The sequence below is a fragment of the Streptomyces sp. LE64 genome (genome assembly GCF_052606915.1).
In genome coordinates, this window is sequence record NZ_CP199708.1 from 1,214,933 (window position 1) to 1,236,479 (window position 21,547).

Genomic DNA, 21,547 nt, shown 5'->3' on the forward strand with positions numbered 1-21,547 from the left:
CGTTCACCGCCCATCGTGGGGCACCCCTCTGACAACGCGGTCCGACCTGCGGTTCCGCGCCGGGCGGCGCGGCCGGGAAGCGGGCCGGCGGGGCGGGCCTGTGAGAATCGGGGGCATGCGGAGCAGCACTCGACGTCAGGCGACCCGGCAGAAGCTGTACGAGGCCGCCGTGACCCTGATCGCCGAGCAGGGGTTCTCGGCGACGACCGTGGACGAGATCGCCGAGCGGGCGGGGGTGGCCAAGGGAACGGTGTACTACAACTTCGCCACCAAGTCGGTCCTGTTCGAGGAGTTGCTGCGGCACGGCGTGGGTTTGCTCGTCGCCTCGCTGCGGGAGGCCGCCGAGGGCTCCCGGCGGGCGGGCGGGACGAGTGCGGACGCCCTGGACGCGATGGTCCGGGCGGGGTTGGTCTTCGTCGAACGGCACCCGGCGTTCGTGCGGCTGTACGTGGCGGAGCTGTGGCGCACCAACCGGGCCTGGCAGCCCACGTTGACGACGGTCCGGCGGGAGGCGGTGGCCGTGGTCGAGGAGGTGCTGCGGGCCGGGGTCGCGGCGGGTGAGCTGGGTGGGGACGAGGAGCCGCTCGACGTGCCGCTGACCGCGTCGGCGCTGGTCGGCACGGTCCTGGTGGCCGCGCTCGACTGGCGGTCGTTCCAGCCGGAGCGGTCCGTGGACGAGGTGCACGCGGTGCTGTCCCGGTTGCTGCCCGGGCGGGGCGGCGGGCGGTGAACGCTCCTGCGCGGTGCGTGCCGGAGCACGCACCGCGCAGGAGCGCCGCGTGTGCGCGAGCCCGTACCGGACCGGCGGCCCCCGTGTCGCTCGGGCTTCCCCGTGCGCCCCCGTCCCCCGTGGTCCGGGCTCCGGGCACCGCGGCCGGTCCGCCGCCCCGTGTCGGCGGTGCGTCCGCGGTGCCCCGCTCCGTGGGACCCACTCTTCCGGTCCCGTTGCGGCACCCTCATCCGTACGGGTACTCATCCCCCTCTGAGTACCCGTCCCCGGTGCCGCCGGAACGGCGGATACAGTCGCGGCATGGGACGGATCGTGGTGATCGGCGCGGGCATGGGCGCCATGGCGGGCGCCGCACGGCTGGCGGTGGCGGGCCACCGCGTGGTGGTGTGCGAGCGTCGGGAGACCTACGGCGGGGCGCTGGGGCGCTTCGCCCGGGACGGCTTCGGCTTCGACACCGGGCCCGGTCTGTTGCTGCTGCCCGCCGTGCAGCGGGACCTCTTCGTCAAGACCGGCAAGGAGCCGCTGGAGCGGTGCGTCGGGCTCCGCCAGGTGGAGCCGGCGGTGCGGCACCTCTTCGCGGACGGCACCGGGGTGTCCCTGCCGAACTCGTCGCGCGCGGGCGTCCGCGAGGCGCTGGACGAGGGGCTCGGCGGCGGTGCGGGCGAGCGGTGGGCCGCGTTCGTGAACCGGGCCCGGGACGCCTGGGACCGGGCCCGCCGGCCCCTGCTGGAGGAGCCGTTGTGGCCCAACTGGCAGGTGCTCGCCGACCGCGAGCCCTATCCGGCGGAGCCGGTGAAGCGGCTGTGGCGCCGGGACCGCACCGCGAGCACGGTGCGGGAGATCGCCGAGTGGGAGTTGGCGGGCGAGCCACGGCTGCGGGCGCTGCTGGAGAGCCACCCCCTGGAGTGGGGGCTCGATCCGCGGACCGCCCCGGCCGCTGCGGCCGTGCTGCCCTACTTGGAACAGACCTTCGGGGTCTGGTCGGTGGACGGCGGGATGCGCGCGCTGGCCACCGCCGTGTACGAGCGGTGTCGCGCCCGCCGGGTGGAGTTCCGCTTCGGGGCCCCGGTGGCCCGGATCGTGGTGGCCGACGGGCGGGCGGCGGGCGTCGAACTCGGTGACGGGGAGGTGCTGGAGGCGGACCACGTGGTCGCCGGGGTGGCTCCGGCCGTCCTGGACGTGCTGGTGCCCGGTACCGCACTGCGCGCCCCGGACGAGGTGCCGGCGCAGCGCGTCGGCGCGAGCCGGCTGACGGTGTTCCTGGCCCTGCGGGGCGCCCGGCCCGAGGGCACCGCGCACCGGACGGTGGTCCACTCCGTCGATCCGGACGGCGAGGTGGAGGCGCTGTTCGGTACGGTGCCGACGCTGCCCGGGCACCCCACGGTGCAGGTGCTGCGCACGGGCGACCCGGCGGGCGTCCCGGACGCGGAGCACGAGGCGGTGACGTTGACCGCGACCGTCCCCGCGGACGGCGGGACGGCGACGGAAGCGTACGAGCGGGCGGCCGGGCGGATGGCGGAGGCGGCCGAGCGGGCGGTGCCCGGATTGGCGGACCGGCTGCTGTGGCGGGAGGTGCGCACCCCCGTGCAGGTCGCGGCGGACACCGCGGCCCCGGGCGGCGCCGTGCCGGCCCCCGCGCTGGCGGCGGCCGGCGGCCGGTTGCTGCACCAGGCCAACGACACCCGGGTGCCGGGGCTGTTCCTGGTCGGCGGTTGGTCCCACCCGGGCGGCGGGCTGCCGCACGCGGGCATGTCGGGGGCGCTGGTGGCCGGACTCATCGTGGAGGGGCCGGAGTTCCGCGGCTCCCAGTGAGCGCCGGCGGTCGGTCGCCGGATCAGTAGCGGTACGGCTGGCGCTCGTCGTGCTCGGGGTCGTAGGCGCCCTGGTATCCGTCGTACGGCGCCTCGGGGACGGGCGGGAGGCCGTCGGCGGCGGTGATGCGCTGCTGGGGGACCCAGACCCCGCCGGGCGGGGTGTCCTGGTAGCCCTCCCCGACGTAGGGGTCCTGCCCGTAGGTCGGTGCGTACGGGTCGTGGGGGGCGTCGAAGCCGCCGGGCGCCGGGTAGGGGTCGGCGTAGGCGGCGTACTGCTGCGTCCCGGGGTCGTAGGCGCCGCGGTAGGGGTCCTCCGCCGCCGGGTGGGCGGCGTAGCCGAGGTGGGCGGGGTCGGGGCCGAATCCGGGTGCGTGCTCGGGGTGTCGGTCGGCGTACCCGTCGTACCCTTCGTACCCGTCGACGGCCGGGCCGCCGCGGTCGGATGCGGGGCCGTCCGCGTCGAAGACGGGTCCGATGGTGGTGGCGGCGTTGGCGAAGTCCTCCGCGGACGCGGGGCCGGGGGCGTCCGGGAAGCCGGGCACCCGGTCGAAGGTCGCCGTCTCCTCCATCCCGGACACCCGGAGCGTGGGTTCCTGGTGGGTCTGCTCGTGGTTGCGGCGGCGCTTGCTGGCGCCCGGGCGCCCGCCGATCGCCCACCCGGTGGAGAAGCCCTGGCGGAAGGACATGGTCACGTAGGTCTGTCCGATGGCGAAGGCGATCGCGCCGATGCCGATCACCACCACCGAGGGGACGACCACGCCGACGACCACGCCCAGGAAGCCGCAGAAGGCGAGCAACCGCCAACGGAGCCTGGCCTTGTACTGCAGGAGCACCTCGCCCAACAGCCACAACGCGACGATGCCGAACGCGATGTAGAGGACCGCCCAGCCCATGTACGCCCCTCTCGTGCGGTCGGCGCCGTGCGCGTACGACCGGCTCAGGACCGCGTGCGGTGCAGTCCCAGGTTCTCGTGGATTTCCAGCGTCGCGGTCGAGTTGTTCAGCGTGATGAAGTGCAGCCCGGGCACGCCCTCGTCGAGGAGCCTCGCGCAGAACTCGGTCGCGAACGCGATTCCCATGGAGCGTACAGCCGCGGGATCGTCCTTGGCGGAGAGCATCCTCTCTTTCAGCTCCGCGGGGAAGACGGCGGTGCTGAGCTGCCCCAGCCGTTCGAGTTGGCGGATGCTCGTGACGGGCATGACCTCGGGGATGATCGGCGTCCGGCAGCCGGCCGCCTCGACCCGGTCGCGCAGCCGCAGGTAGGCCTCGGGGTCGAAGAACATCTGGGTGATGGCGTAGTCGGCGCCGGCGCGGCACTTGTCGACGAAGTGCCGCACGTCCGCGTCCCAGTCGGGCGAGCGGGGGTGCATCTCCGGGAAGGCGGCGACGCCCACGCAGAAGTCGCCGGACTCCTTGATGAGCCGGACGAGTTCGACGGCGTAGGTGAGGCCCTCGGGGTGCGGGACCCAGTCGCCCATGGGGTCGCCGGGCGGGTCGCCGCGGACGGCGAGCATGTTGCGGATGCCGGCGTCGGCGTACTGGCCGATGATGTTGCGCAGTTCCGCGAGCGAGTGGTTGACGGCGGTCAGGTGGGCGACCGGGGTCAGGGTGGTGTCGGAGGCGATCTGCTCGGTGGCCCGGACCGTGCCCGACCGGGTGGAGCCGCCCGCACCGTAGGTCACCGAGACGAAGCTCGGCGCGACGGCCTCGACGCGGCGCAGCGCGTTCCAGAGGTTCCGCTCGCCCTTGGGGGTCTTGGGCGCCCAGAACTCGAAGGAGTACGTCGTCCTTCCGGATGCGAGCATGTCACGGACCGTGTGCGCACGGTCCGTCCTGGTGGAAGCTGTCCCAAGGGCCATAACGGCAGGTTAGCCAGGCCGGAGCCGTCACCCAACCGGGCGTCCGGCAAAAGCGGCAAATGACGCTCCGCTGTCCATCCCTCGGACACTTTTCGTCTCATCCGTCGTGGGCCGTGGGGCTCGTCCCCCACCGGGCCGTCCACATCGCGGACGGTCCGGCACGGGGAACGGACCTACCGGTCACGCAACCGGCGGGCGAACTCGGCGGCGGCCGCCGCGGGGTCGGACGCCTCGGTGATCGCCCGGACGACCACCACCCGACGGGCGCCCGCGTCGAGGACCTCGTCGAGGGTGCCCAGGTCGATGCCGCCGATGGCGAACCAGGGCCGCTCCGGGCGGGCCGCGGCGGTGCGCCGGACCAGGTCCAGCCCCGGTGCGTGACGGCCCGGCTTGGTCGGGGTGGGCCAGCAGGGGCCGGTGCAGAAGTAGTCGGCGCCCGGCTGCGCGGCCGCCGCCTCCGCCTCCGCCACGGCGTGGGTGGAGCGGCCGATCAGCACGTCCTCGCCGAGGACGGCCCGGGCGGCGGGCACCGGCAGGTCGCCCTGGCCCAGGTGGAGCACGTCGGCCCCGATGGCGTGCGCGACGTCCGCCCGGTCGTTCACCGCGAGGAGCGTGCCGTGGCGACGGCACGCCTCGGCGAAGACCCGGAGGTGGTCGAGTTCCTCGGCGGCCTCCATGCCCTTGTCGCGCAGTTGCACGATGTCGACGCCGGCCCCGAGGACGGCGTCCAGGAACTCCGGCAGGTCGCCCCGACGGGTGCGGGCGTCCGTGCAGAGGTAGAGCCGGGCCGCGGCGAGCCGGGCCCCTCGGGTGCCGCCCGCCGGTGCGGCGTCGGTGGCGGCGGTGGTGGCAGAGGCGGCGGCGCCCATGTGCGGTGTCCCCCCGGGGTGGTGCGGAACGGATCGGGTGGGGTGTGCGGGCCCGACCGCCCGGTCGGGCCCGCACACCGCCGTGCGTGGGCCCGTCGACCGGCGGTCGAGGGGCCCACGCACGGTAGGTCACACGGCGAGCGCCTGCGCCCGGCGCTTCACCTCCGTGCCCCGGTTCTCGCTCAGGGCCTGGGCCGGCGTTCCCGGCAGGCTCGGGTCGGGAGTGAAGAGCCACTCCAGCATCTCTTCGTCGGTGAAGCCGTCGTCCCGCAGGAGCGTGAGGGTACCGCTGAGCCCCTTGACGACCTTGTCGCCGTCGATGAAGGCCGCCGGTACGTGCAGCGCCCTGTTCTCGCCACGGCGCACGGCGATCAGCTGGCCTTCCTTGACCCACTGCCGGACGCGCGTCACCTCCACGCCGGTCACTTCGGCGATGTCGGGGAGGGTGAGCCAGGCGGGGACGAGAGCATCAATCTTTACGTCAATCTCGGTCACGCCCCCAAGCCTGCCACTTCCCCCTGACATCGGAAAAGCGGCCCGCTGCCGGTGCCGCCGACCGGCCCCGCCGCGCACCGCCCGAGCGGGTCAGCGCAGGGCCGACTTCAGGGGCAGTCCGGGGTCCGCCAACAGCGCCGGATCCAGGGCCGCGCCGGACTCGATGAGCTTGCGGCCCTGGGTGAGGTCCCGGGGCCGGCCCACCGACAGCACCGCCACCAGCCGCTCCTCCCGCAGCCAGCACACCGCCCAGGCGGCCCCCGCGGGGTCCCCGCGCCACACCGTGGCGTCGGCGTCGGCGTGGTGGCCCGCGTACTGCACGAAGCGCCCGAACTGCTCGGACCAGAAGTAGGGCACCGGGTCGTAGGGCGCGGGCGCCGCCCCGACGATCCCGGCGGCGACCGTGCGCGGCCCCTGGAGCGCGTTGTCCCAGTGGTGCACCAGCAGGCGCTCCCCGTAGCGGGCGGAGGGGAAGGAGGCGCAGTCCCCGACGGCGTAGACGCCGGGGACGGAGGTCCGCAGGAGGTCGTCGGCGAGCACCTCCCCGTACGCCCCCAGCGCGATCGGGGAGCCGGCGAGCCACCCGGTCGCGGGGCGGGCGCCGACGCCCACCACCACCGCGCCCGCGGGCAGCGCCGTGCCGTCCTCCAGCACCACCGTGCCGGGCTCGACGCGGGCCACCCGGGCGCCGGTGCGCAGGGTGGCGCCGGCCTGGGCGTACCAGTCGGCCATCGGCGCGGCGACCTCGGCGGGCAGCGCGCCGGCGAGCGGCCGGTCGGCGGCCTCCACCACGGTCACCGGGCACCCCGCCTCACGGGCGGCGGTCGCGAACTCGGCGCCGATCCAGCCGGCGCCGACCACGACCACGTCCCGTCCGTCCGCGAGGACCGGCCGCAGCCGTGCGGCGTCGTCGAGGGTGCGCAGCAGGTGCACCCCCGGCACGCCCTCCGTGCCGGGCAGTCGCACCGGCTCGGCGCCGGTCGCGATCACCAGGGTGTCGTAGGGCACCGGGCCGGCCTCGGTGTCCAGGAGGCGTTCCTCGGGACGGAGCCCGGTGACCTCCAGGCCGAGCCGCAGCTCGACGTCGAGGTCCGGGAAGTCGATGTCGAAGGCGGAGTCCTCCGCCTTGCCGAGGAGGACGGCCTTGGAGAGCGGCGGTCGGTCGTAGGGCTGGTGGGGCTCGGCGCCGATCAGCAGCACCGGACCGGTGTAACCCTGTTCGCGCAGGGCGACGGCGGTCTGCACCCCGGCCATCCCCGCACCCGCGATGACGACCCCCGCGGGGGTCGGTTCCGTCGTTCGGTCCGTCGCCGGCTCGCTCACCGCGGCCACCTCGCCATCCTCGTACGCTTCCGCTGCCTGCACTGCGCGCCCGCCGCGGGCCGCACCGGCCCCGCGGGGCCACGATAGACAACCCCCCGGCCGCACCGCGCCGGTCAGGCGGCGTCCGCGAGCTCCTCGACGACGCTCGTCCCGCGTCCGGGGCCGGACTCCCACTCCCAGGTCTCCAGCAGCCGCAGCCGCCCGTCGGGCAGCACCAGCACCTCGGAGGTGCAGCGGCCGCAGGCGGTGGTGCCGTCGGTGCGCAGTTGGACGTAGCGGAAGTCGAGCCGGTCCCCGTCGCGGGTGCCCACGAGGTGGCCGCGGACCACGTCCCCGCCCGCGTACTCGGCCCAGACGACGCCGTCCCGCTCGTGGTACGCGAAGCGGGTGCGGGGGCCGACCTGACCGGGCGCCTGCTCCACGACGGGAGCGAAGACCCGGCCGTCGAGCGCCGGCGCACCCGGGGCGGACGGAGGGACGGGCCGGGGCGTCTGTCGGGGCACGGGGCGGCTCCCTCTACTGGCGTGCGGGGCATCGGGTTAGGGTGGCCAAGGTAACTCGCGGGAGCCCGGACGACCGGGCTGAGAGGGGGGCTGACCGGCCGCCGACCGTACGAACCTGATCCGGGTCATGCCGGCGAAGGGAGGAGCGGGACAGCCATGTCTCGTACAGCGGACGTGTTGGTCGTCGGCGGCGGACTGATCGGTCTGGTGACCGCGTGGCGGGCCGCCCAGCGGGGGTTGGGCACCGCGGTGGTGGACCCCGCGCCGGGCGGCGGCGCCGCCCGGGTGGCGGCCGGGATGCTGGCCGCGGTCAGCGAGCTGCACCCCGGCGAGGAGACCCTGCTGGCCCTCAACACCGCTTCGGCGCAGGCGTATCCGGCGTTCGTCGCCGAACTCTCCGCCGTCACCGGGGCGGACCTCGGCTACCGGCGGTGCGGCACCCTCGCCGTCGCCCTGGACGCGGACGACCGGGCCCAGTTGCGGGAGTTGCACGCCGTGCAGACCGCGGCCGGGCTCAGCTCCGAGTGGCTCAGCGGCCGGGAGTGCCGGCGGCTCGAACCGATGCTCGCGCCGGGGGTGCGGGGTGGCTTGCGGGTCGACGACGACCACCAGATCGACCCCCGCCGGCTCGCCGCCGCCCTGGTCACCGCCTGTGCCGCGGCCGGCGTGGTCTTCCACCGGCAACGGGCCGGGCGGCTGCGGACGGACGGGGAGCGCGCCACGGGCGTGGTGCTCGCCGACGGCACCGCGCTGGCCGCCGGGCGGGTCGTCCTGGCCGCCGGCAGCCTCAGCGGCCGGCTCGCCGGCGTCCCGCAGGAGGTGCTGCCCCCGGTGCGCCCGGTCAAGGGCCAGGTGCTGCGGCTGACCGTGCCCCCGGCGCACGCCCCGTTCCTGAGCCGGACGGTGCGGGCGGTGGTGCGGGGCGGACAGGTGTACCTGGTGCCGCGCGAGAACGGTGAGCTCGTCCTCGGCGCCACCAGCGAGGAACTCGGCTGGGACACCAGCGTCACCGCCGGCGGCGTCTACGAACTGCTGCGGGACGCGCACGAGTTGGTGCCCGGCATCACCGAACTCCCGCTCGTCGAGACCCTGGCCGGCCTGCGGCCCGGCTCCCCCGACAACGCGCCGCTGCTCGGCCCGACCGCGCTGGACGGCCTGTTGCTGGCCACCGGGCACTACCGCAACGGCGTCCTCCTCGCGCCGATCACCGGGGACGTCCTGGCGCACGCCCTGGTGCACGGCGAGCTGCCGCCCGCCGCCCGTCCCTTCTCGCCCCTCCGGTTCGCCCGCCTCCCCCAGGAGCAACCCGTATGACCGTGCCGTCCGCCGCCGGGGCCGCGCCCCTGCGCGTCACCCTCAACGGAGAAGCCCGGGACGTCACGCCCGGGACCACCCTCGACCAGCTGGTCGCCCAGCTCACCGCCGCGCCCGCCGGGGTCGCCGCGGCCCTCAACGAAACGGTCGTGCCGCGCACCGGCTGGCCGCTGACCGCGGTCCGCGACGGCGACCGGGTCGAAGTGCTCACCGCCGTCCAGGGGGGCTGACCGATGGCCGACGACCCGTTCCTGCTCGGTGGCCGCAGCTACGACTCCCGACTGATCATGGGCACCGGGGGCGCCCCCAGCCTGGACGTGCTGGAGCGCTCCCTGGTGGCCTCCGGCACCCAGCTCACCACCGTGGCGATGCGCCGGGTGAACCCGACCACGGCCGGGTCGGTGCTGTCCGTCCTGGAGCGGCTCGGGATCCAGGTGCTGCCCAACACCGCGGGCTGCTTCACCGCGGGCGAGGCGGTGCTCACCGCCCGGCTGGCCCGGGAGGCGCTCGGCACCAGCCTGGTCAAGTTGGAGGTCATCGCCGACGAGCGCACCCTGTTGCCCGATCCGGTGGAGTTGCTGGACGCCGCCGAGATCCTCGTCGACGACGGGTTCACCGTGCTGCCGTACACCAACGACGACCCGGTGCTGGCCCGCAAGCTGGAGGACGTGGGGTGCGCGGCGGTGATGCCCCTGGGCTCGCCCATCGGCTCCGGGCTGGGCATCCGCAACCCGCACAACTTCGAACTGATCGTGGAGCACGCGGGGGTGCCCGTGATCCTGGACGCCGGTGCCGGTACCGCCTCGGACGTGGCTCTCGCCATGGAGCTGGGTTGCGCCGGGGTGATGCTGGCGTCGGCGGTCACCCGGGCGCGGGTGCCGGTGCAGATGGCGCGGGCCATGCGGTACGCGGTCGACGGCGGGCGGCTGGCGTACCGCGCCGGGCGCATCCCCCGGCGCTTCTTCGCACGGGCCAGCTCGCCGACGACGGGGCAGGCCCGGCTGGACCCGGAGCGCCCCGCGTTCTGAGCCGGCGCACGGGCTCGCGGGGGCGCGCACCCACCTGGGCTGCGCGCCCTGCTTCCGCCGGCTCTTAGACTGCCTCCGTGGACACGTCGCTTCAGGACCCGCTGCTCGGGCACGTGCTGGACGCCCGCTACCGGGTGGACGCGAAGATCGCGACGGGCGGCATGGCCACCGTCTACCGGGCCCTGGACATCCGCTTGGACCGGGTGGTCGCCCTGAAGGTCATGCACCCGGCGCTGGCCGTGGACGCGAGCTTCGTGGAGCGGTTCATCCGCGAGGCCAAGTCGGTGGCCCGGCTCTCCCACCCCAACGTGGTCGGCGTCTTCGACCAGGGCGCCCAGGGCGCGTACGTGTACCTGGCGATGGAGTACGTCGCCGGCTGTACCCTGCGGGACGTGCTGCGCGAGCGGGTGGCCCTGCGTCCCGGGGCCGCGCTGGACGTGCTGGAGTCGGTGCTCGCCGCCCTCGGCGCCGCGCACCGGGCGGGCTTCGTCCACCGGGACGTGAAGCCGGAGAACGTCCTGGTCGGGGACGACGGACGGGTCAAGGTGGCCGACTTCGGCCTGGTCCGGGCCGCGGGCAGCGGCACCGGCACGACCGGCACCGTGCTCGGCACCCTGGCCTACCTGGCCCCGGAGCAGGTGGCCGAGGACCCGGCGGCGGACCGGGACTCGGGCGCCCGGGTGGACGTGTACGCCTGCGGGATCGTCCTCTACGAGATGCTCACCGGCCACAAGCCGCACGCCGGGGACTCGGCGGCCTACGTGATCTTCCAGCACGTCCACCAGGACGTGCCGGCACCCTCCGCGGCGGTGCCCGGGCTGCCGGTGGCCCTCGACGAGTTGGTCGCCTCCGCCACCGCCCGCGACCCGCGGCTGCGGCCGGCCGACGCGGTGGAGCTGCTCGCCGCGCTGCGCCTGGCCCGGGACGCCCTCACCCCGGCGCAGTTGGACGCGGCGCCCCCGCAGGCGCGGGAGGCCGCGCCCGGGGGCCGGGACACCTCCGAGGACCGGACCAGCGTCATCCCCCGGGCCCTCGGCACCCCGCCCCCGTCCCCGTCGGACGACCCGGACCGGGGGGTGCAGCGCACCGCGCTGCTCGCCCGGCCGGCGCGGTCCCGCCCGGGCCGGCGCGGGGGGCGTCCGCCGCGGGCGGTACTGGCCGGGGTGGGTGCCCTGCTCGCGGTGGTGCTCGGCATCGGCGTCTGGTACATCAACTCCGGCCAGTTCACCCGGGTCCCGGCCCTGCTCACCCAGACCGAGGCCGACGCCCGTGCCCGGCTCACGGACGCCGGGCTGGACGTCGGGAAGGTCCGCCGGGCGTACAGCGACACCGATCGGCGCGGCACCGTGATCGCCACCGAGCCGGCCGCCGGCGAGCGCATCCGCGGCAACGGGAGCGTCGGGCTGACGGTCTCGCTGGGGCCGCGGACGGTGCGGGTGCCCGACGTCACCGACCGGACGCTGGCCGTGGCCCGCAAGGAGCTGAAGGCGGTCGGACTGGTGCCCGGCATGGTCACCGAGGAGTTCGACGCCTCGGTGCCCCGGGGCGAGGTGATCAGCACCGATCCGGCGCCGGACACTCCGCGGCGGGCGGGGTCGGCGGTCGCGATCACCCTGAGCCGGGGCACCCCGGTCGAGGTGCCCGACGTCAGCGGTCGCCCCCTGGACGAGGCGAGGGAGGCGCTGGCCGCACGGGGGCTGGAGACCGAGGTGGCCTCGGAGCGGGTGCACGCCAAGGTGCCCGCGGGCGAGGTGGCACGGCAGTTCCCACGGGCCGGCTACGAGGCCGCCGAGGGGGAGGCCGTCACCCTGACGCTCTCCGACGGCCCCGAGATGATCGAGGTCCCGGACGTGGTCGGGGACTCGGTGGACGACGCCCGGCAGACCCTGGAGGCCGCCGGGTTCGCGGTGAAGGAGGACCGGGGCATCCTCGGGCTGTTCGGCGACACGGTGCGCGGACAGTCGGTGGACGCGGGCCAGAAGGCGCCCGAGGGCTCGGAGATCACCCTCAGCATCCGCTGAGTCCGCACCGGCGGCCGGTCGGCTCCGGCGGCGTGAAACCCTGGTGGGGTGACTGTCACCCCGCTCCGCAACCCCGTCGGCGGCCATGTCCCGGTCGCCGGCGGCCTGGCCTCCACCGGCCTGGCGTACGCCCGTGAGATGGGCGCCGAAGCCGTTCAGGTCTTCGTCGCCAACCCCCGGGGCTGGGCCACCCCGCCCGGCGATCCGCGCCAGGACGAGGAGTTCCGCACGGCCTGCGCCGCCGCGGGCACGCAGGCGTACGTGCACGCCCCGTACCTCGTCAACGTCGGCTCCCACACCGAGGCGACGGCCCGGTCCTCGGTGGTGTCGCTACGGCACTCGCTGCGCCGGGCCCGGGCGATCGGGGCGCTGGGGGTGGTCGTCCACACCGGTTCGGCGACCGGCGGACGGGAACGGAAGGTGGCCCTGGCGCAGGCGCGGGAGCTGGTGCTTCCGCTGTTGGACGAGCTGACGCACGAGGACGACCCGTTCCTGTTGCTGGAGTCGACGGCCGGGCAGGGCTCCTCGCTCTGCTCGCGGATGGAGGACTTCGGACCGTACTTCGAGGCGCTGGACTCCCATCCGAAGCTGGGCGTCTGCCTGGACACCTGCCACGCCTTCGCCGCGGGACACGACCTGGCCGGCCCGGGCGGGATGGACGAGGCCCTCGACACCCTGGTGCGCACGGTGGGGAGCGGCCGGTTGAAGCTCGTCCACGCCAACGACTCCCAGGCGGACGTGGGCTCGCACCGGGACCGGCACGCCAACATCGGTGCGGGTCGGATCGGTGCGGACCCGTTCCGGGCCCTCCTCGCCCATGCCGCGACCGAGGGCGTTCCGCTGGTGATCGAGACCCCGGGCGGCAAGGACGGGCACACCGACGACGTGGCGCTGTTGAAGCGGCTCAGGACGGGCGGGCGGTCCACCCCCTAGGGGTACGGCGTCGGGTGGTCAGCAGGAACGCCTGCGCACCGGGCCGGTCAGAGTTCGGGGCCCTCGCCCGGTGCCTCCTGGTACGAGTACCGCTGCTCGCGCCAGGGGTCGCCGACGTTGTGGTAACCCCGTTCCTCCCAGAAGCCCCGGCGGTCGGCGGTCATGTACTCGACGCCGCGGACCCACTTGGGCCCCTTCCAGGCGTACAGGTGGGGCACCACGAGACGCAGCGGGAAGCCGTGCTCGGCAGTGAGCAGCTCACCGTCCTTGTGGCTGGCGAAGACGGCCCGCTCGGCACCGAAGTCGGAGAGCCGCATGTTCGCGCTGTAGCCGTACTCCGCCCAGACCATCACATGGGTGACGTCCGGGGCCGGCGGCGCCAGGTCCAGGACGGTACGGGTCAGGACGCCGCCCCACTCGGCCCCCAGCATGCTGAACTTGGTGACGCAGTGCAGATCGGCCACCACCGTGGCGTACGGGAGGGCCGAGAACTCCTCGTGGTTCCAGCACCGCTTCCCCCCGTCGGCGGTCGCGCCGAAGACGCGGAACTCCCAGCGTTCCGGACGAAACCGGGGCACCGGACCGTAGTGCGTGACGGGCCAACCGCGTTGGAGCCGCTGTCCCGGCGGTAGCGGCTGCTGCGCCGCTTGTGGAGATTCGCGACCGACCGGATGACCCATGTATCCATCCTGACAGACCGGGACGAGTGTTCCCGACCAGGTCGGAGCCCACCATCACGAGAACGGGCAACTCCTAGTAAGGAGGCACTTACTGGACGCCCCCCGGGGGCGGTGCGAGGATGCGGCCACCGCACCGATCCCGCTGGGAAGGAGCCTTCGGCATGCAGGGCGACCCCGAGGTCATCGAATTCCTGAACGAACAGCTCACGGGCGAGCTGACGGCGATCAACCAGTACTGGCTGCACTACCGCATCCAGGACAACAACGGCTGGACCAAGCTGGCGAACTACACGCGGTCCGAGTCCATCGACGAGATGAAGCACGCGGACCGGCTCACCGAGCGCATCCTCTTCCTGGACGCGCTGCCCAACTACCAGCGGCTGTTCCACGTCCGGGTGGGGCAGACGGTGACCGAGATGTTCCAGGCCGACCGGCAGGTCGAGATCGAGGCCATCGACCGGCTCAAGCGCGGGATCGACGTGATGCGGGCCAAGGGGGACGTGACCTCGGCACGGATCTTCGAGGACATCCTGGAGGACGAGGAGCACCACATCGACTACCTCGACACCCAGCTGGAACTGATCGAGAAGCTCGGCGAGGCGCTCTACCTGGCCCAACAGATCGAGCAGCCGAGCAGCTGAGCCGCCGCGGCCCGGCCGTCAGCCGCAGAAACGGTCAGGCAGCTTCGTCGAGGTCGGCGACACGCCCGTCGGAACGCGCCCTTCCGATCGTCGCCAGCGCCGGGTCGCCCCGGTCGACCAGCTCGCGGCGGGGGCACGCGCCCCGGCCGAGCAGCGCCTGGATGCGCTTCACACAGGAACCGCAGTCCGTGCCCGCCTTGCACGCGGAGGCGATCTGACGCGGGGTGCACGCCCCGTCCGCCGCGTGCTGTCGCACCTGCGACTCGGTGATGCCGAAGCAGCTGCACACGTACACGCGGTCACCTCCCCGGTGGGGCGCTCGGAGTCCGGGCCGGGCCGGACGGCCCCCCGATCGGTGAGGCTTGCCTAACCTTACCCTCCGCTCCGGGTGGCGCAAAAGGGTCGGACAGCCCGATGGGGCGCGGATCACAGCATCCGCGCCCCATCGGTGCGTTCCGGGAAGATCACCCGTGACCGGGCTCCTCACTGGTCGCGGTACATCTCCGCGACCAGGAAGGCCAGGTCCAGCGACTGGCTGCGGTTGAGCCGCGGGTCGCAGGCCGTCTCGTAGCGCTGGTGCAGGTCGTCGACGAAGATCTCGTCGCCGCCGCCCACGCACTCGGTGACGTCGTCGCCGGTCAGCTCCACGTGGATGCCGCCCGGGTGGGTGCCCAGCCCCTTGTGGACCTCGAAGAAGCCCTTGACCTCGTCGAGCACGTCATCGAAGCGACGGGTCTTGTGCCCGGAGGCCGCCTCGAAGGTGTTGCCGTGCATCGGGTCGGTGACCCAGGCGACGGTGGCACCGGAGGCGGTGACCTTCTCCACCAGGTTCGGCAGCTTGTCGCGGACCTTGTCGGCGCCCATCCGGACGATGAACGTGAGCCGACCGGGCTCGCGGTCCGGGTCCAGACGGTCGATGTAGGTCAGCGCCTCGTCGACGGTGGTCGTCGGGCCCAGCTTGATGCCGATGGGGTTGCTGATCTTCGAGGCGAACTCGATGTGCGCCCCGTCGAGCTGGCGGGTGCGCTCACCGATCCACACCATGTGGCCGGAGGTGTCGTACAGCCGGCCGGTGCGGGAGTCGGTGCGGGTGAGGGCGCCCTCGTAGTCGAGCAGCAGCGCCTCGTGGGAGGCGAAGAACTCGACGGTCTTGAACTCCTCGGGGTCCGTACCGCAGGCCCGCATGAAGTTCAGGGCGTTGTCGATCTCCCGGGCCAGCTGCTCGTAGCGCTGCCCGGACGGGGACGAGCGCACGAAGTCCTGGTTCCAGGCGTGCACCTGGCGCAGGTCCGCGTAACCGCCGGTGGTGAACGCCCGCACCAGGTTCAGCGTGGAGGCGGAGGCGTGGTACATCCGCTTCAGGCGCTGCGGGTCGGGCACCCGCGCCTCTTCGGTGAAGGCGAAGCCGTTCACCGAGTCGCCGCGGTAGGTGGGCAGGGTCACCCCGTCCCGGGTCTCGGTGGGCTTGGAGCGCGGCTTGGAGTACTGGCCCGCGATCCGGCCGACCTTGACCACCGGCACCGACGCCGCGTAGGTGAGGACGGCGCCCATCTGGAGCAGGGTCTTGAGCTTGGCCCGGATCTGGTCGGCGCCCACCGCGTCGAAGGACTCGGCGCAGTCGCCGCCCTGGAGCAGGAACGCCTCGCCCTTGGCCACCGCTCCCAGGCGGGCGCGCAGCTGGTCGCACTCGCCGGCGAACACCAGGGGCGGATAGCTTTCGAGGTCGGCGATCACATCGCGCAGAGCCTCGACGTCCGGGTACTCGGGCTGCTGCGCCGCGGGCAGGTCGCGCCAGGTGGCCCCGGCGACGGGCTGGGTTTCAGCGTTCACGGTCACCCGGACAACATTACGTGCTCGGCGGAGGTGTCCATCTGTCCGCTCATCTTTTGAGACACACCTCGCAGGTGAGCACGGGATCGACCGGCCCGCGAGCCCGGTCGGGGCGTCTCCCGTGCGGGCTCGGACGCCCGCCGGGCCGGGCATCGGGTAGGGTGCCGGGCATGTTCGCGCACTCGACCCGTCACTGGTGGTGGACCGCTCATCCGGCGGCCCACTGACTGCGCGTACCCGAGACCACGCGAAGGCCGCCCGAGGGGCGGCCTTCCGGCGTTTCCGGGGCCGTTCCTCCACCCGACCGCCGGGCCCGCCCGGCGTCCGCAGGGAAGGAACCTCCCCATGACCGACCGCCCCGCCGCCCCCGGGATCCTGAACCGGCTGCTCGACCCGGAGGGCCCGCCGTTCGCACTGCTGCGCCGGCGCACCCCCGGCCGTGACCACGCCACCGTCGAGGTGCTGATCGGCCCCGTCTCCCACCACGAACGGCTCGCCGACATCCCGGACGGGTTGGCCCTGGTCCCGTTCCGGCAGATCCGCGAGCGCGGCTTCGACGTCCGCGACGACGGCACCCCGCTCGCCGTCCTGGTCCCCGAGGAGTCCCACGAGCTGCCCCTGTCCGAGGTGCTGGCGGCGCTGGCCTCGGCCGGCGCGCCGGCGGTGCGGGTGACGGACGGCGGCTTCGACGTGTCCGACGCGCAGTACGCGGCCGTCGTGGAACGGGTGCTGCGGGAGGAGATCGGCCGGGGCGCGGGCGCCAACTTCGTCATCCGGCGCACCTACACCGGCCGGATCGAGGACTTCGGCCGGGGGCACGCCCTGGCCCTGTTCCACCGGCTGCTGGTCGGCGAGGAGGGCGCGTACTGGACCTACGTGGTGCACACCGGGGACCGCACGCTGGTCGGGGCCAGCCCGGAGGTGCACGTGCGGATGAGCGGCGGCACGGTGGTGATGAACCCCATCAGCGGCACCTACCGGTACCCGGTGGGCGGTCCCACCGCGGAGGGGCTGCTGGACTTCCTCGCCGACGGCAAGGAGGTCGAGGAGCTCTCGATGGTGGTGGACGAGGAACTGAAGATGATGTGCACGGTCGGGGACCGGGGCGGGGTGGTGGTGGGGCCGCGGCTGCGCGAGATGTCCCACCTCGCGCACACCGAGTACGAGTTGCGCGGCCGGTCCTCGCTCGGGGTCCGCGAGGTGCTCCGGGAGACGATGTTCGCCGCCACGGTCACCGGCTCGCCGGTGCAGAACGCCTGCCGGGTGATCGAGCGGTACGAGCCGGCCGGCCCGGACGGCTCCGGCCGGGGCTACTACGCGGGGGCGCTCGCCCTGGTCGGGCGGGACGCGGGCGGCGCCCAGACGCTGGACTCGCCGATCCTGATCCGGACCGCGGACATCGCCGCGGACGGCACGCTGAAGGTGCCGGTCGGGGCGACGCTGGTGCGCGGCTCGGACCCGCACGGCGAAGTGGCCGAAACCCATGCCAAGGCGGCCGGGGTGCTCACCGCCCTGGGGGTGCGGAGCGGCCGGGAGGCGTCCGGTGCGCCGCGGACCCCGCTGGCCGACGACCCCCGGGTGCAGGAGGCGCTGGCTTCGCGGCGGGCGGGCCTCGCCCCGTTCTGGCTGCGGATGCAGGAGCGCTCCGAGGCGCTGACGGGGCACGCACTGGTGGTGGACGGGGAGGACACCTTCACGGCCATGCTGGGCCACCTGCTGCGGTCCTCGGGGCTGACGGTGACCGTGCGCCGCTACGACGAGCCGGGGCTGCGCGCGGCGGTCCTCGACCACCCGGGGCCGGTGGTGCTGGGCCCGGGGCCGGGCGACCCCTCGGACCCGACCGATCCCAAGATGCGGCTGCTGCGCGCCCTGGGCGCCGAGCTGATCCGCTCCCACCCGTACGGGGTGCTGGGCGTGTGCCTGGGGCACGAGCTGATCGCCGTGGAGCTGGGGCTCGGCATCGTCCGCAAGGAGGTCCCGTACCAGGGGGCGCAGACCGAGGTCGACCTGTTCGGCCGGACCGAGACGGTCGGCTTCTACAACAGCTTCGTGGCGCACTGCGACGAGGACGCGGCCCGGGAGCTGGCCGCGCACGGGGTGGAGGTCAGCCGGGACGCCCGCGGCGAGGTGCACGCACTGCGCGGGCCCGGCTTCGCGGGCGTCCAGTTCCACCCGGAGTCGGTGCTCACGCTGCGCGGTGCGGCGATCGTGCGGGAGCTGGTCGGTCAGCTGCTCGGGGACGCCGGGACCAGGACGTTCTCGCTGCGGCGGCCGGCGAGGTAGTCGAGCACGTTGGCGGCGGTGGTCTCCACGATCTGGGTGACCGCGTCGGTGGTGTAGTACGCCTGGTGGGAGGTCACCACCACGTGGGGGAACGTGACGAGGCGGGCGAGCACGTCGTCGGGTACGCCTTCCAGCGACTTGTCGAGGAAGAACAGTCCGGCCTCCGCCTCGTACACGTCCAGGCCGACGCCGGTGAACCGGCCCGCGCGCAACTCCTCCACCAGGGCCTTGGTGTCGATGAGTCCGCCGCGGCTGGAGTTGACCAGGATCGCGTCGTCCTTCATCGCCGCCAGGGCCGCCGCGTCGATCAGGTGGTGGGTGGCCGGCAGCAGCGGGACGTGCAGGCTGACCAGGTCGGCCTCGGCGAGCAGCCGGTCCTTGTCGACGTACGCCATGCCGAGGGCGGTGCACCGCGGGTTCTCCACCACGTCCCAGCCCAGCAGCCGCATCCCGAAGCCGTGGGCGATCCGGGCGAACGCCTCGCCGATCTTGCCGGTGCCGATCACCCCGACGGTCCGGCCGTGCAGGTCCCGGCCCATCAGTCCGTCGAGGCGGAAGTCGAAGTCCCGGGTGCGGTTGCTGGCCCGGACGATGCGGCGGTTGACCGCCATCGCCAGCGTCCACGCGAACTCGGCCACCGAGTACGGGGAGTAGGAGGTGACCCGGGCCACGGTCATGCCGAGGCGTTCCGCGACCTGGAGGTCGATGTTGTTGAAGCCGGTGGAGCGCTGGGCGATCATCTGGGTGCCGCCGGCGGCGAGGGTCTGGAGGACCCGAGGCCCGAGGTCGGCGTTGACGCTGCTGGAGACGACCTCGTAGCCGGCGGCGATCGGGGCGGTGTCCTCGTTGAGGAAGACGTCCAGGCACCGCGCCTGGTGCGGGGCCGTGAAGGCGGCCTCGATCAGGGGCTTCTCGTCGGCCTGTACGCCGAAGGCCAGGATCTCCACGGGGTCCCTCCGGGGCGGTGGACGGTCGGTAGCGGTGGGCGAAAGCGTACGGGGCGCCGGCCGGCGGAGGGTCGGGGCGCGGCGGGTCGTCCCCCACCGGCCGATGACTCCCACCGAGAGCCCATATGGACATCTGACCGGAAACGCTCCGGTGGCCGGGCTCGGTGCCCTGCTCGCCGGGGTCGGTACACCGGCTCCGAGCCTGGGAGGACCGCCGCACGGCCCTGCCGGAGGCCCGGTCGACGGCGCTCGCCGCGGCCTCGGCACTGCCGGGCCGGCCGGCCAGGTGACCGTCAGTCGTCCAGTCCGCGCTCTATGGCGTACCGGACCAGCTCCACCCGGTTGTGGAGCTGGAGCTTGCCCAGGGTGTTCTGCACGTGGTTCTGGACGGTGCGGTGCGAGATGACCAGCCGTTCGGCGATCTGCTTGTAGCTGAGGCCCTTGGCGACCAGCCGCAGCACCTCCGTCTCCCGCTCGGTGAGCCGGGGCGCGCCCGGCCGGTCACCGGAGCCGGGCGCCGGTTCGGAGGCGAGGCGGCGGTACTCGCCGAGGACCAGCCCGGCGAGACCCGGCGTGAACACCGCGTCCCCGGCGGCGGTGCGGCGGACCGCCTCGACGAGTTCCTCGGTGGAGGCCGACTTCACCAGGTAGCCGGTGGCTCCCGACTTCACGGCTTCGAGGACGTCGGCGTGCTCCCCGCTCGCGGACAGCACCAGGACCCGGAGCGCGGGGTCGGCCGCGACGACCTCCTTGCAGACCTGGACGCCCGGCTTCACGGGCAGGTTGAGGTCGAGGACCACCACGTCGGGCCTGGTGGCCCGGGCGCGGTGCACCGCCTGTTCGCCGTCGCCCGCGGTGGCCACCACGGTGAAGCCGGCCGCCGCGAGGTCCCGCGCGACCGCGTCCCGCCACATCGGGTGGTCGTCCACCACCATGACCCTGATCGCCGTGTGCTCCGTCATGTCGTCGCCCTCCCCCGGGTGCCGTTCCGCGGCACCCTCAGTTCCACTTCCGTGCCCTGGCCCGGTACGGAGATCAGTTCGGCGGTGCCGCCGAGGTCCCGCAGCCGGCCCCGGATCGACTGGGCCACCCCGAGGCGGCCCTCCCCCTCGGCCCGTTCGAGTCGGCCCGCGGGGATGCCGGGGCCGTCGTCGCGGACCGTCACGACCACCTCGTCCGGTTCGTCCTCCACCAGGATCCACGCCCGGGCGTCCTCGCCCGCGTGCCGGCGCACGTTGTCCATCGCGGCCCCGACCGCCGCCGCGAGTTCCCGGGCCGCGGTCGGCGGCAGCAGCACCGGGGCCCCCGGTTCGGACAGGGTGACCCGGGCACCTGCGTGGCCGCCGAGGAGGGGACGCAGGTCGCAGGGGTCCCGCGGGTCCTCCCCTCCGGCGTCACCGGGGACACCGGGCTCGCCGACGGCCCGCACGAACGCCCCGTCGGCGGCGTCGCCCGAGGCCCGCGAGGGCTGCACCAGCCCCCCGGTGACCAGGGTGCGCAGCGCGCTCTCCTGTTCCCCGGCCATCCGTCCCAGTTCGGCGGCCTCGCCGCCGAGGGCGGTGCCCCGGCGCTGGACCATCGCGAGGACCTGGAGGACGCCGTCGTGGATGTCCCGGGCCAGCCGCTCGCGCTCGCGGGTGGTGGCCTCGATCTCCAGGGCCCGGGCGAGGGTGGCCTCGGAGGCCCGGGCGACCTCGACCACGTAGCCGATGGCGATGGAGGCCACCCACACCAGCAGCACGTTGTGGACGGTGTCCCGGCTGAACCCGCCCCGCTGGACGATGTTGGCGATGCCGACCAGCGCCGAGGCCACCGCCGCCCAGCGCCAGCCACCCTTGAGCGCGAAGGCGAGGACGGCGCCGGCGGTCCATATCGACGGCAGGGTCGGTGCGGCCTCGACGGTCAGCTCCCGGCCGGCGGCGAGCGGGGTGAGCAGGATGCCGGCGAGCGCGAGGGTCAGGTCGACGGCGAGGAACCCCCGGGTGCAGCGGACGGCCCCGGAGACCTTGCCCAGGGTGGCCGCGGTCCAGCCGACGAGGACGACGTGGTAGCCGACGGCGACCTGGGGGCGGGCGTAGGAGTCGTGCATCGACGCGAACACCCCGACCGCGTACAGCGCGGTGAGCACCCGGTAGCCGGTGAGGGCCCGCCACAGCGGCTGCTCGACCGACATCCGGGTCACCTGCCAGCGTCTGGCCGTCCCGCCGCCCACCGTTACCCCCCGGCTTCCCGTTGTGCTGCCGGCCGGCGGCCGGTACTCGATGGTGTCGCTGGCGCT

22 protein-coding genes and 1 riboswitch are annotated in these 21,547 nt (G+C 74.2%); of the genes, 10 read left to right on the top strand and 12 right to left on the bottom strand.

Going from position 1 to position 21,547, the window contains the following annotated elements; translation table 11 throughout:
- Window positions 1-115 precede the first annotated feature (115 nt).
- Entirely contained in the window at window positions 116-730 is a 615-nt protein-coding gene (locus tag ACSMX9_RS05395) for a TetR/AcrR family transcriptional regulator (protein WP_445400374.1), read from the top strand.
- 300 nt (window positions 731-1,030) lie between these two features.
- A complete protein-coding gene (locus ACSMX9_RS05400; RefSeq protein ID WP_445400376.1) occupies window positions 1,031-2,542 on the top strand; it encodes a phytoene desaturase family protein in 1,512 nt (503 codons plus the stop codon).
- A gap of 22 nt (window positions 2,543-2,564) precedes the next feature.
- On the opposite strand, the gene ACSMX9_RS05405 is transcribed toward ACSMX9_RS05400, so the two are convergent.
- The 6 genes from ACSMX9_RS05405 to ACSMX9_RS05430 form a co-directional block, all read right to left on the bottom strand.
- A complete protein-coding gene (locus ACSMX9_RS05405) occupies window positions 2,565-3,437 on the bottom strand; it encodes a hypothetical protein (RefSeq protein WP_445400378.1) in 873 nt (290 codons plus the stop codon).
- Window positions 3,438-3,481: 44 nt separating this feature from the next.
- On the bottom strand, window positions 3,482-4,402 hold the full coding sequence (gene metF, locus ACSMX9_RS05410) for a methylenetetrahydrofolate reductase [NAD(P)H] (protein WP_445400380.1): 921 nt from the start codon (window positions 4,400-4,402) through the stop codon (window positions 3,482-3,484).
- 173 nt (window positions 4,403-4,575) lie between these two features.
- The gene (gene thiE / locus ACSMX9_RS05415; protein ID WP_445400382.1) at window positions 4,576-5,271 is read right to left on the bottom strand and encodes a thiamine phosphate synthase; all 696 of its coding nucleotides are present in this window, start codon (window positions 5,269-5,271) and stop codon (window positions 4,576-4,578) included.
- Between the two features lie 129 nt (window positions 5,272-5,400).
- The gene (locus tag ACSMX9_RS05420) at window positions 5,401-5,766 is read right to left on the bottom strand and encodes an Rv2175c family DNA-binding protein (protein ID WP_351242497.1); all 366 of its coding nucleotides are present in this window, start codon (window positions 5,764-5,766) and stop codon (window positions 5,401-5,403) included.
- A gap of 90 nt (window positions 5,767-5,856) precedes the next feature.
- Complete coding sequence (locus tag ACSMX9_RS05425; protein ID WP_445402902.1) at window positions 5,857-7,020, bottom strand: NAD(P)/FAD-dependent oxidoreductase; 1,164 nt, start codon at window positions 7,018-7,020, stop codon at window positions 5,857-5,859.
- Between the two features lie 182 nt (window positions 7,021-7,202).
- Window positions 7,203-7,592: a hypothetical protein gene (locus ACSMX9_RS05430; RefSeq protein ID WP_351242493.1), complete on the bottom strand. Its 390-nt coding sequence runs from the start codon at window positions 7,590-7,592 to the stop codon at window positions 7,203-7,205.
- A 47-nt stretch (window positions 7,593-7,639) separates the two neighbouring features.
- A riboswitch (TPP riboswitch) is annotated at window positions 7,640-7,752 on the top strand.
- Here ACSMX9_RS05430 and thiO point away from each other — a divergent pair.
- The 5 genes from thiO to ACSMX9_RS05455 all read left to right on the top strand — a co-directional run bounded on the left by thiO (window position 7,749) and on the right by ACSMX9_RS05455 (window position 12,888).
- Window positions 7,749-8,906 (top strand): glycine oxidase ThiO, encoded by a 1,158-nt coding sequence (gene thiO, locus ACSMX9_RS05435; RefSeq protein ID WP_445400384.1) that lies wholly within the window; start codon window positions 7,749-7,751, stop codon window positions 8,904-8,906. Its footprint overlaps the riboswitch before it by 4 nt.
- Window positions 8,903-9,136 carry a sulfur carrier protein ThiS gene (gene thiS, locus ACSMX9_RS05440; protein WP_445400386.1) on the top strand — a complete coding sequence of 78 codons (234 nt, stop codon included), beginning with the start codon at window positions 8,903-8,905 and terminating at the stop codon, window positions 9,134-9,136. Before thiO ends, thiS begins: the two co-directional genes overlap by 4 nt.
- Window positions 9,137-9,139: 3 nt before the next feature.
- Complete coding sequence (locus tag ACSMX9_RS05445) at window positions 9,140-9,934, top strand: thiazole synthase (RefSeq protein WP_445400388.1); 795 nt, start codon at window positions 9,140-9,142, stop codon at window positions 9,932-9,934.
- 77 nt (window positions 9,935-10,011) lie between these two features.
- The gene (gene pknB / locus ACSMX9_RS05450) at window positions 10,012-11,955 is read left to right on the top strand and encodes a Stk1 family PASTA domain-containing Ser/Thr kinase (protein ID WP_445400390.1); all 1,944 of its coding nucleotides are present in this window, start codon (window positions 10,012-10,014) and stop codon (window positions 11,953-11,955) included.
- Window positions 11,956-12,003: 48 nt separating this feature from the next.
- Window positions 12,004-12,888, top strand: a complete 885-nt coding sequence (locus ACSMX9_RS05455; protein WP_445400392.1) for a deoxyribonuclease IV — start codon at window positions 12,004-12,006, stop codon at window positions 12,886-12,888.
- A 47-nt stretch (window positions 12,889-12,935) separates the two neighbouring features.
- On the opposite strand, the gene ACSMX9_RS05460 is transcribed toward ACSMX9_RS05455, so the two are convergent.
- Window positions 12,936-13,568, bottom strand: a complete 633-nt coding sequence (locus ACSMX9_RS05460; protein ID WP_351242481.1) for a sulfite oxidase-like oxidoreductase — start codon at window positions 13,566-13,568, stop codon at window positions 12,936-12,938.
- A gap of 161 nt (window positions 13,569-13,729) precedes the next feature.
- Here ACSMX9_RS05460 and bfr point away from each other — a divergent pair, with 161 nt between their 5' ends.
- Window positions 13,730-14,209, top strand: a complete 480-nt coding sequence (bfr, locus tag ACSMX9_RS05465; protein ID WP_445400394.1) for a bacterioferritin — start codon at window positions 13,730-13,732, stop codon at window positions 14,207-14,209.
- Window positions 14,210-14,243: 34 nt separating this feature from the next.
- Here bfr and ACSMX9_RS05470 read toward each other — a convergent pair whose 3' ends face one another.
- Together ACSMX9_RS05470 and ACSMX9_RS05475 are read right to left on the bottom strand one after the other, a co-directional pair.
- The gene (locus ACSMX9_RS05470) at window positions 14,244-14,504 is read right to left on the bottom strand and encodes a (2Fe-2S)-binding protein (protein ID WP_445400396.1); all 261 of its coding nucleotides are present in this window, start codon (window positions 14,502-14,504) and stop codon (window positions 14,244-14,246) included.
- A 188-nt stretch (window positions 14,505-14,692) separates the two neighbouring features.
- Window positions 14,693-16,039 (bottom strand): class II 3-deoxy-7-phosphoheptulonate synthase, encoded by a 1,347-nt coding sequence (locus tag ACSMX9_RS05475; protein ID WP_351242577.1) that lies wholly within the window; start codon window positions 16,037-16,039, stop codon window positions 14,693-14,695.
- A 170-nt stretch (window positions 16,040-16,209) separates the two neighbouring features.
- On the opposite strand from ACSMX9_RS05475, the gene ACSMX9_RS05480 reads away from it, so the two are divergent.
- Together ACSMX9_RS05480 and ACSMX9_RS05485 are read left to right on the top strand one after the other, a co-directional pair.
- Complete coding sequence (locus ACSMX9_RS05480) at window positions 16,210-16,266, top strand: trp operon leader peptide (protein ID WP_351242575.1); 57 nt, start codon at window positions 16,210-16,212, stop codon at window positions 16,264-16,266.
- 118 nt (window positions 16,267-16,384) lie between these two features.
- Window positions 16,385-18,322 carry an anthranilate synthase family protein gene (locus ACSMX9_RS05485; protein ID WP_445400398.1) on the top strand — a complete coding sequence of 646 codons (1,938 nt, stop codon included), beginning with the start codon at window positions 16,385-16,387 and terminating at the stop codon, window positions 18,320-18,322.
- On the opposite strand, the gene ACSMX9_RS05490 is transcribed toward ACSMX9_RS05485, so the two are convergent.
- The 3 genes from ACSMX9_RS05490 to macS form a co-directional block, all read right to left on the bottom strand.
- Window positions 18,265-19,269, bottom strand: coding sequence for a 2-hydroxyacid dehydrogenase (locus ACSMX9_RS05490; protein ID WP_445400400.1), 1,005 nt, complete (start codon window positions 19,267-19,269; stop codon window positions 18,265-18,267). The two genes, ACSMX9_RS05485 and ACSMX9_RS05490, sit on opposite strands and share 58 nt — an antisense overlap.
- A 293-nt stretch (window positions 19,270-19,562) precedes the next feature.
- Window positions 19,563-20,231, bottom strand: coding sequence for a response regulator (locus ACSMX9_RS05495; RefSeq protein ID WP_445400402.1), 669 nt, complete (start codon window positions 20,229-20,231; stop codon window positions 19,563-19,565).
- Window positions 20,228-21,442: a MacS family sensor histidine kinase gene (gene macS / locus ACSMX9_RS05500; protein WP_445400404.1), complete on the bottom strand. Its 1,215-nt coding sequence runs from the start codon at window positions 21,440-21,442 to the stop codon at window positions 20,228-20,230. The genes ACSMX9_RS05495 and macS overlap by 4 nt, the downstream gene beginning before the upstream one ends.
- Window positions 21,443-21,547 lie beyond the last annotated feature (105 nt).

Coding starts and splice junctions, on each gene's coding strand:
- ACSMX9_RS05395 (WP_445400374.1), top strand. CDS start 116: ATGCGGAGCAGCACTCGACGTCAGGCGACCCGGCAGAAGCTGTACGAG.
- ACSMX9_RS05400 (WP_445400376.1), top strand. CDS start 1,031: ATGGGACGGATCGTGGTGATCGGCGCGGGCATGGGCGCCATGGCGGGC.
- ACSMX9_RS05405 (WP_445400378.1), bottom strand. CDS start 3,437: ATGGGCTGGGCGGTCCTCTACATCGCGTTCGGCATCGTCGCGTTGTGG.
- metF (WP_445400380.1), bottom strand. CDS start 4,402: ATGGCCCTTGGGACAGCTTCCACCAGGACGGACCGTGCGCACACGGTC.
- thiE (WP_445400382.1), bottom strand. CDS start 5,271: ATGGGCGCCGCCGCCTCTGCCACCACCGCCGCCACCGACGCCGCACCG.
- ACSMX9_RS05425 (WP_445402902.1), bottom strand. CDS start 7,020: ATGGCCGGGGTGCAGACCGCCGTCGCCCTGCGCGAACAGGGTTACACC.
- thiO (WP_445400384.1), top strand. CDS start 7,749: ATGTCTCGTACAGCGGACGTGTTGGTCGTCGGCGGCGGACTGATCGGT.
- thiS (WP_445400386.1), top strand. CDS start 8,903: ATGACCGTGCCGTCCGCCGCCGGGGCCGCGCCCCTGCGCGTCACCCTC.
- ACSMX9_RS05445 (WP_445400388.1), top strand. CDS start 9,140: ATGGCCGACGACCCGTTCCTGCTCGGTGGCCGCAGCTACGACTCCCGA.
- ACSMX9_RS05460 (WP_351242481.1), bottom strand. CDS start 13,568: ATGGGTCATCCGGTCGGTCGCGAATCTCCACAAGCGGCGCAGCAGCCG.
- bfr (WP_445400394.1), top strand. CDS start 13,730: ATGCAGGGCGACCCCGAGGTCATCGAATTCCTGAACGAACAGCTCACG.
- ACSMX9_RS05485 (WP_445400398.1), top strand. CDS start 16,385: ATGACCGACCGCCCCGCCGCCCCCGGGATCCTGAACCGGCTGCTCGAC.
- ACSMX9_RS05495 (WP_445400402.1), bottom strand. CDS start 20,231: ATGACGGAGCACACGGCGATCAGGGTCATGGTGGTGGACGACCACCCG.
- macS (WP_445400404.1), bottom strand. CDS start 21,442: ATGTCGGTCGAGCAGCCGCTGTGGCGGGCCCTCACCGGCTACCGGGTG.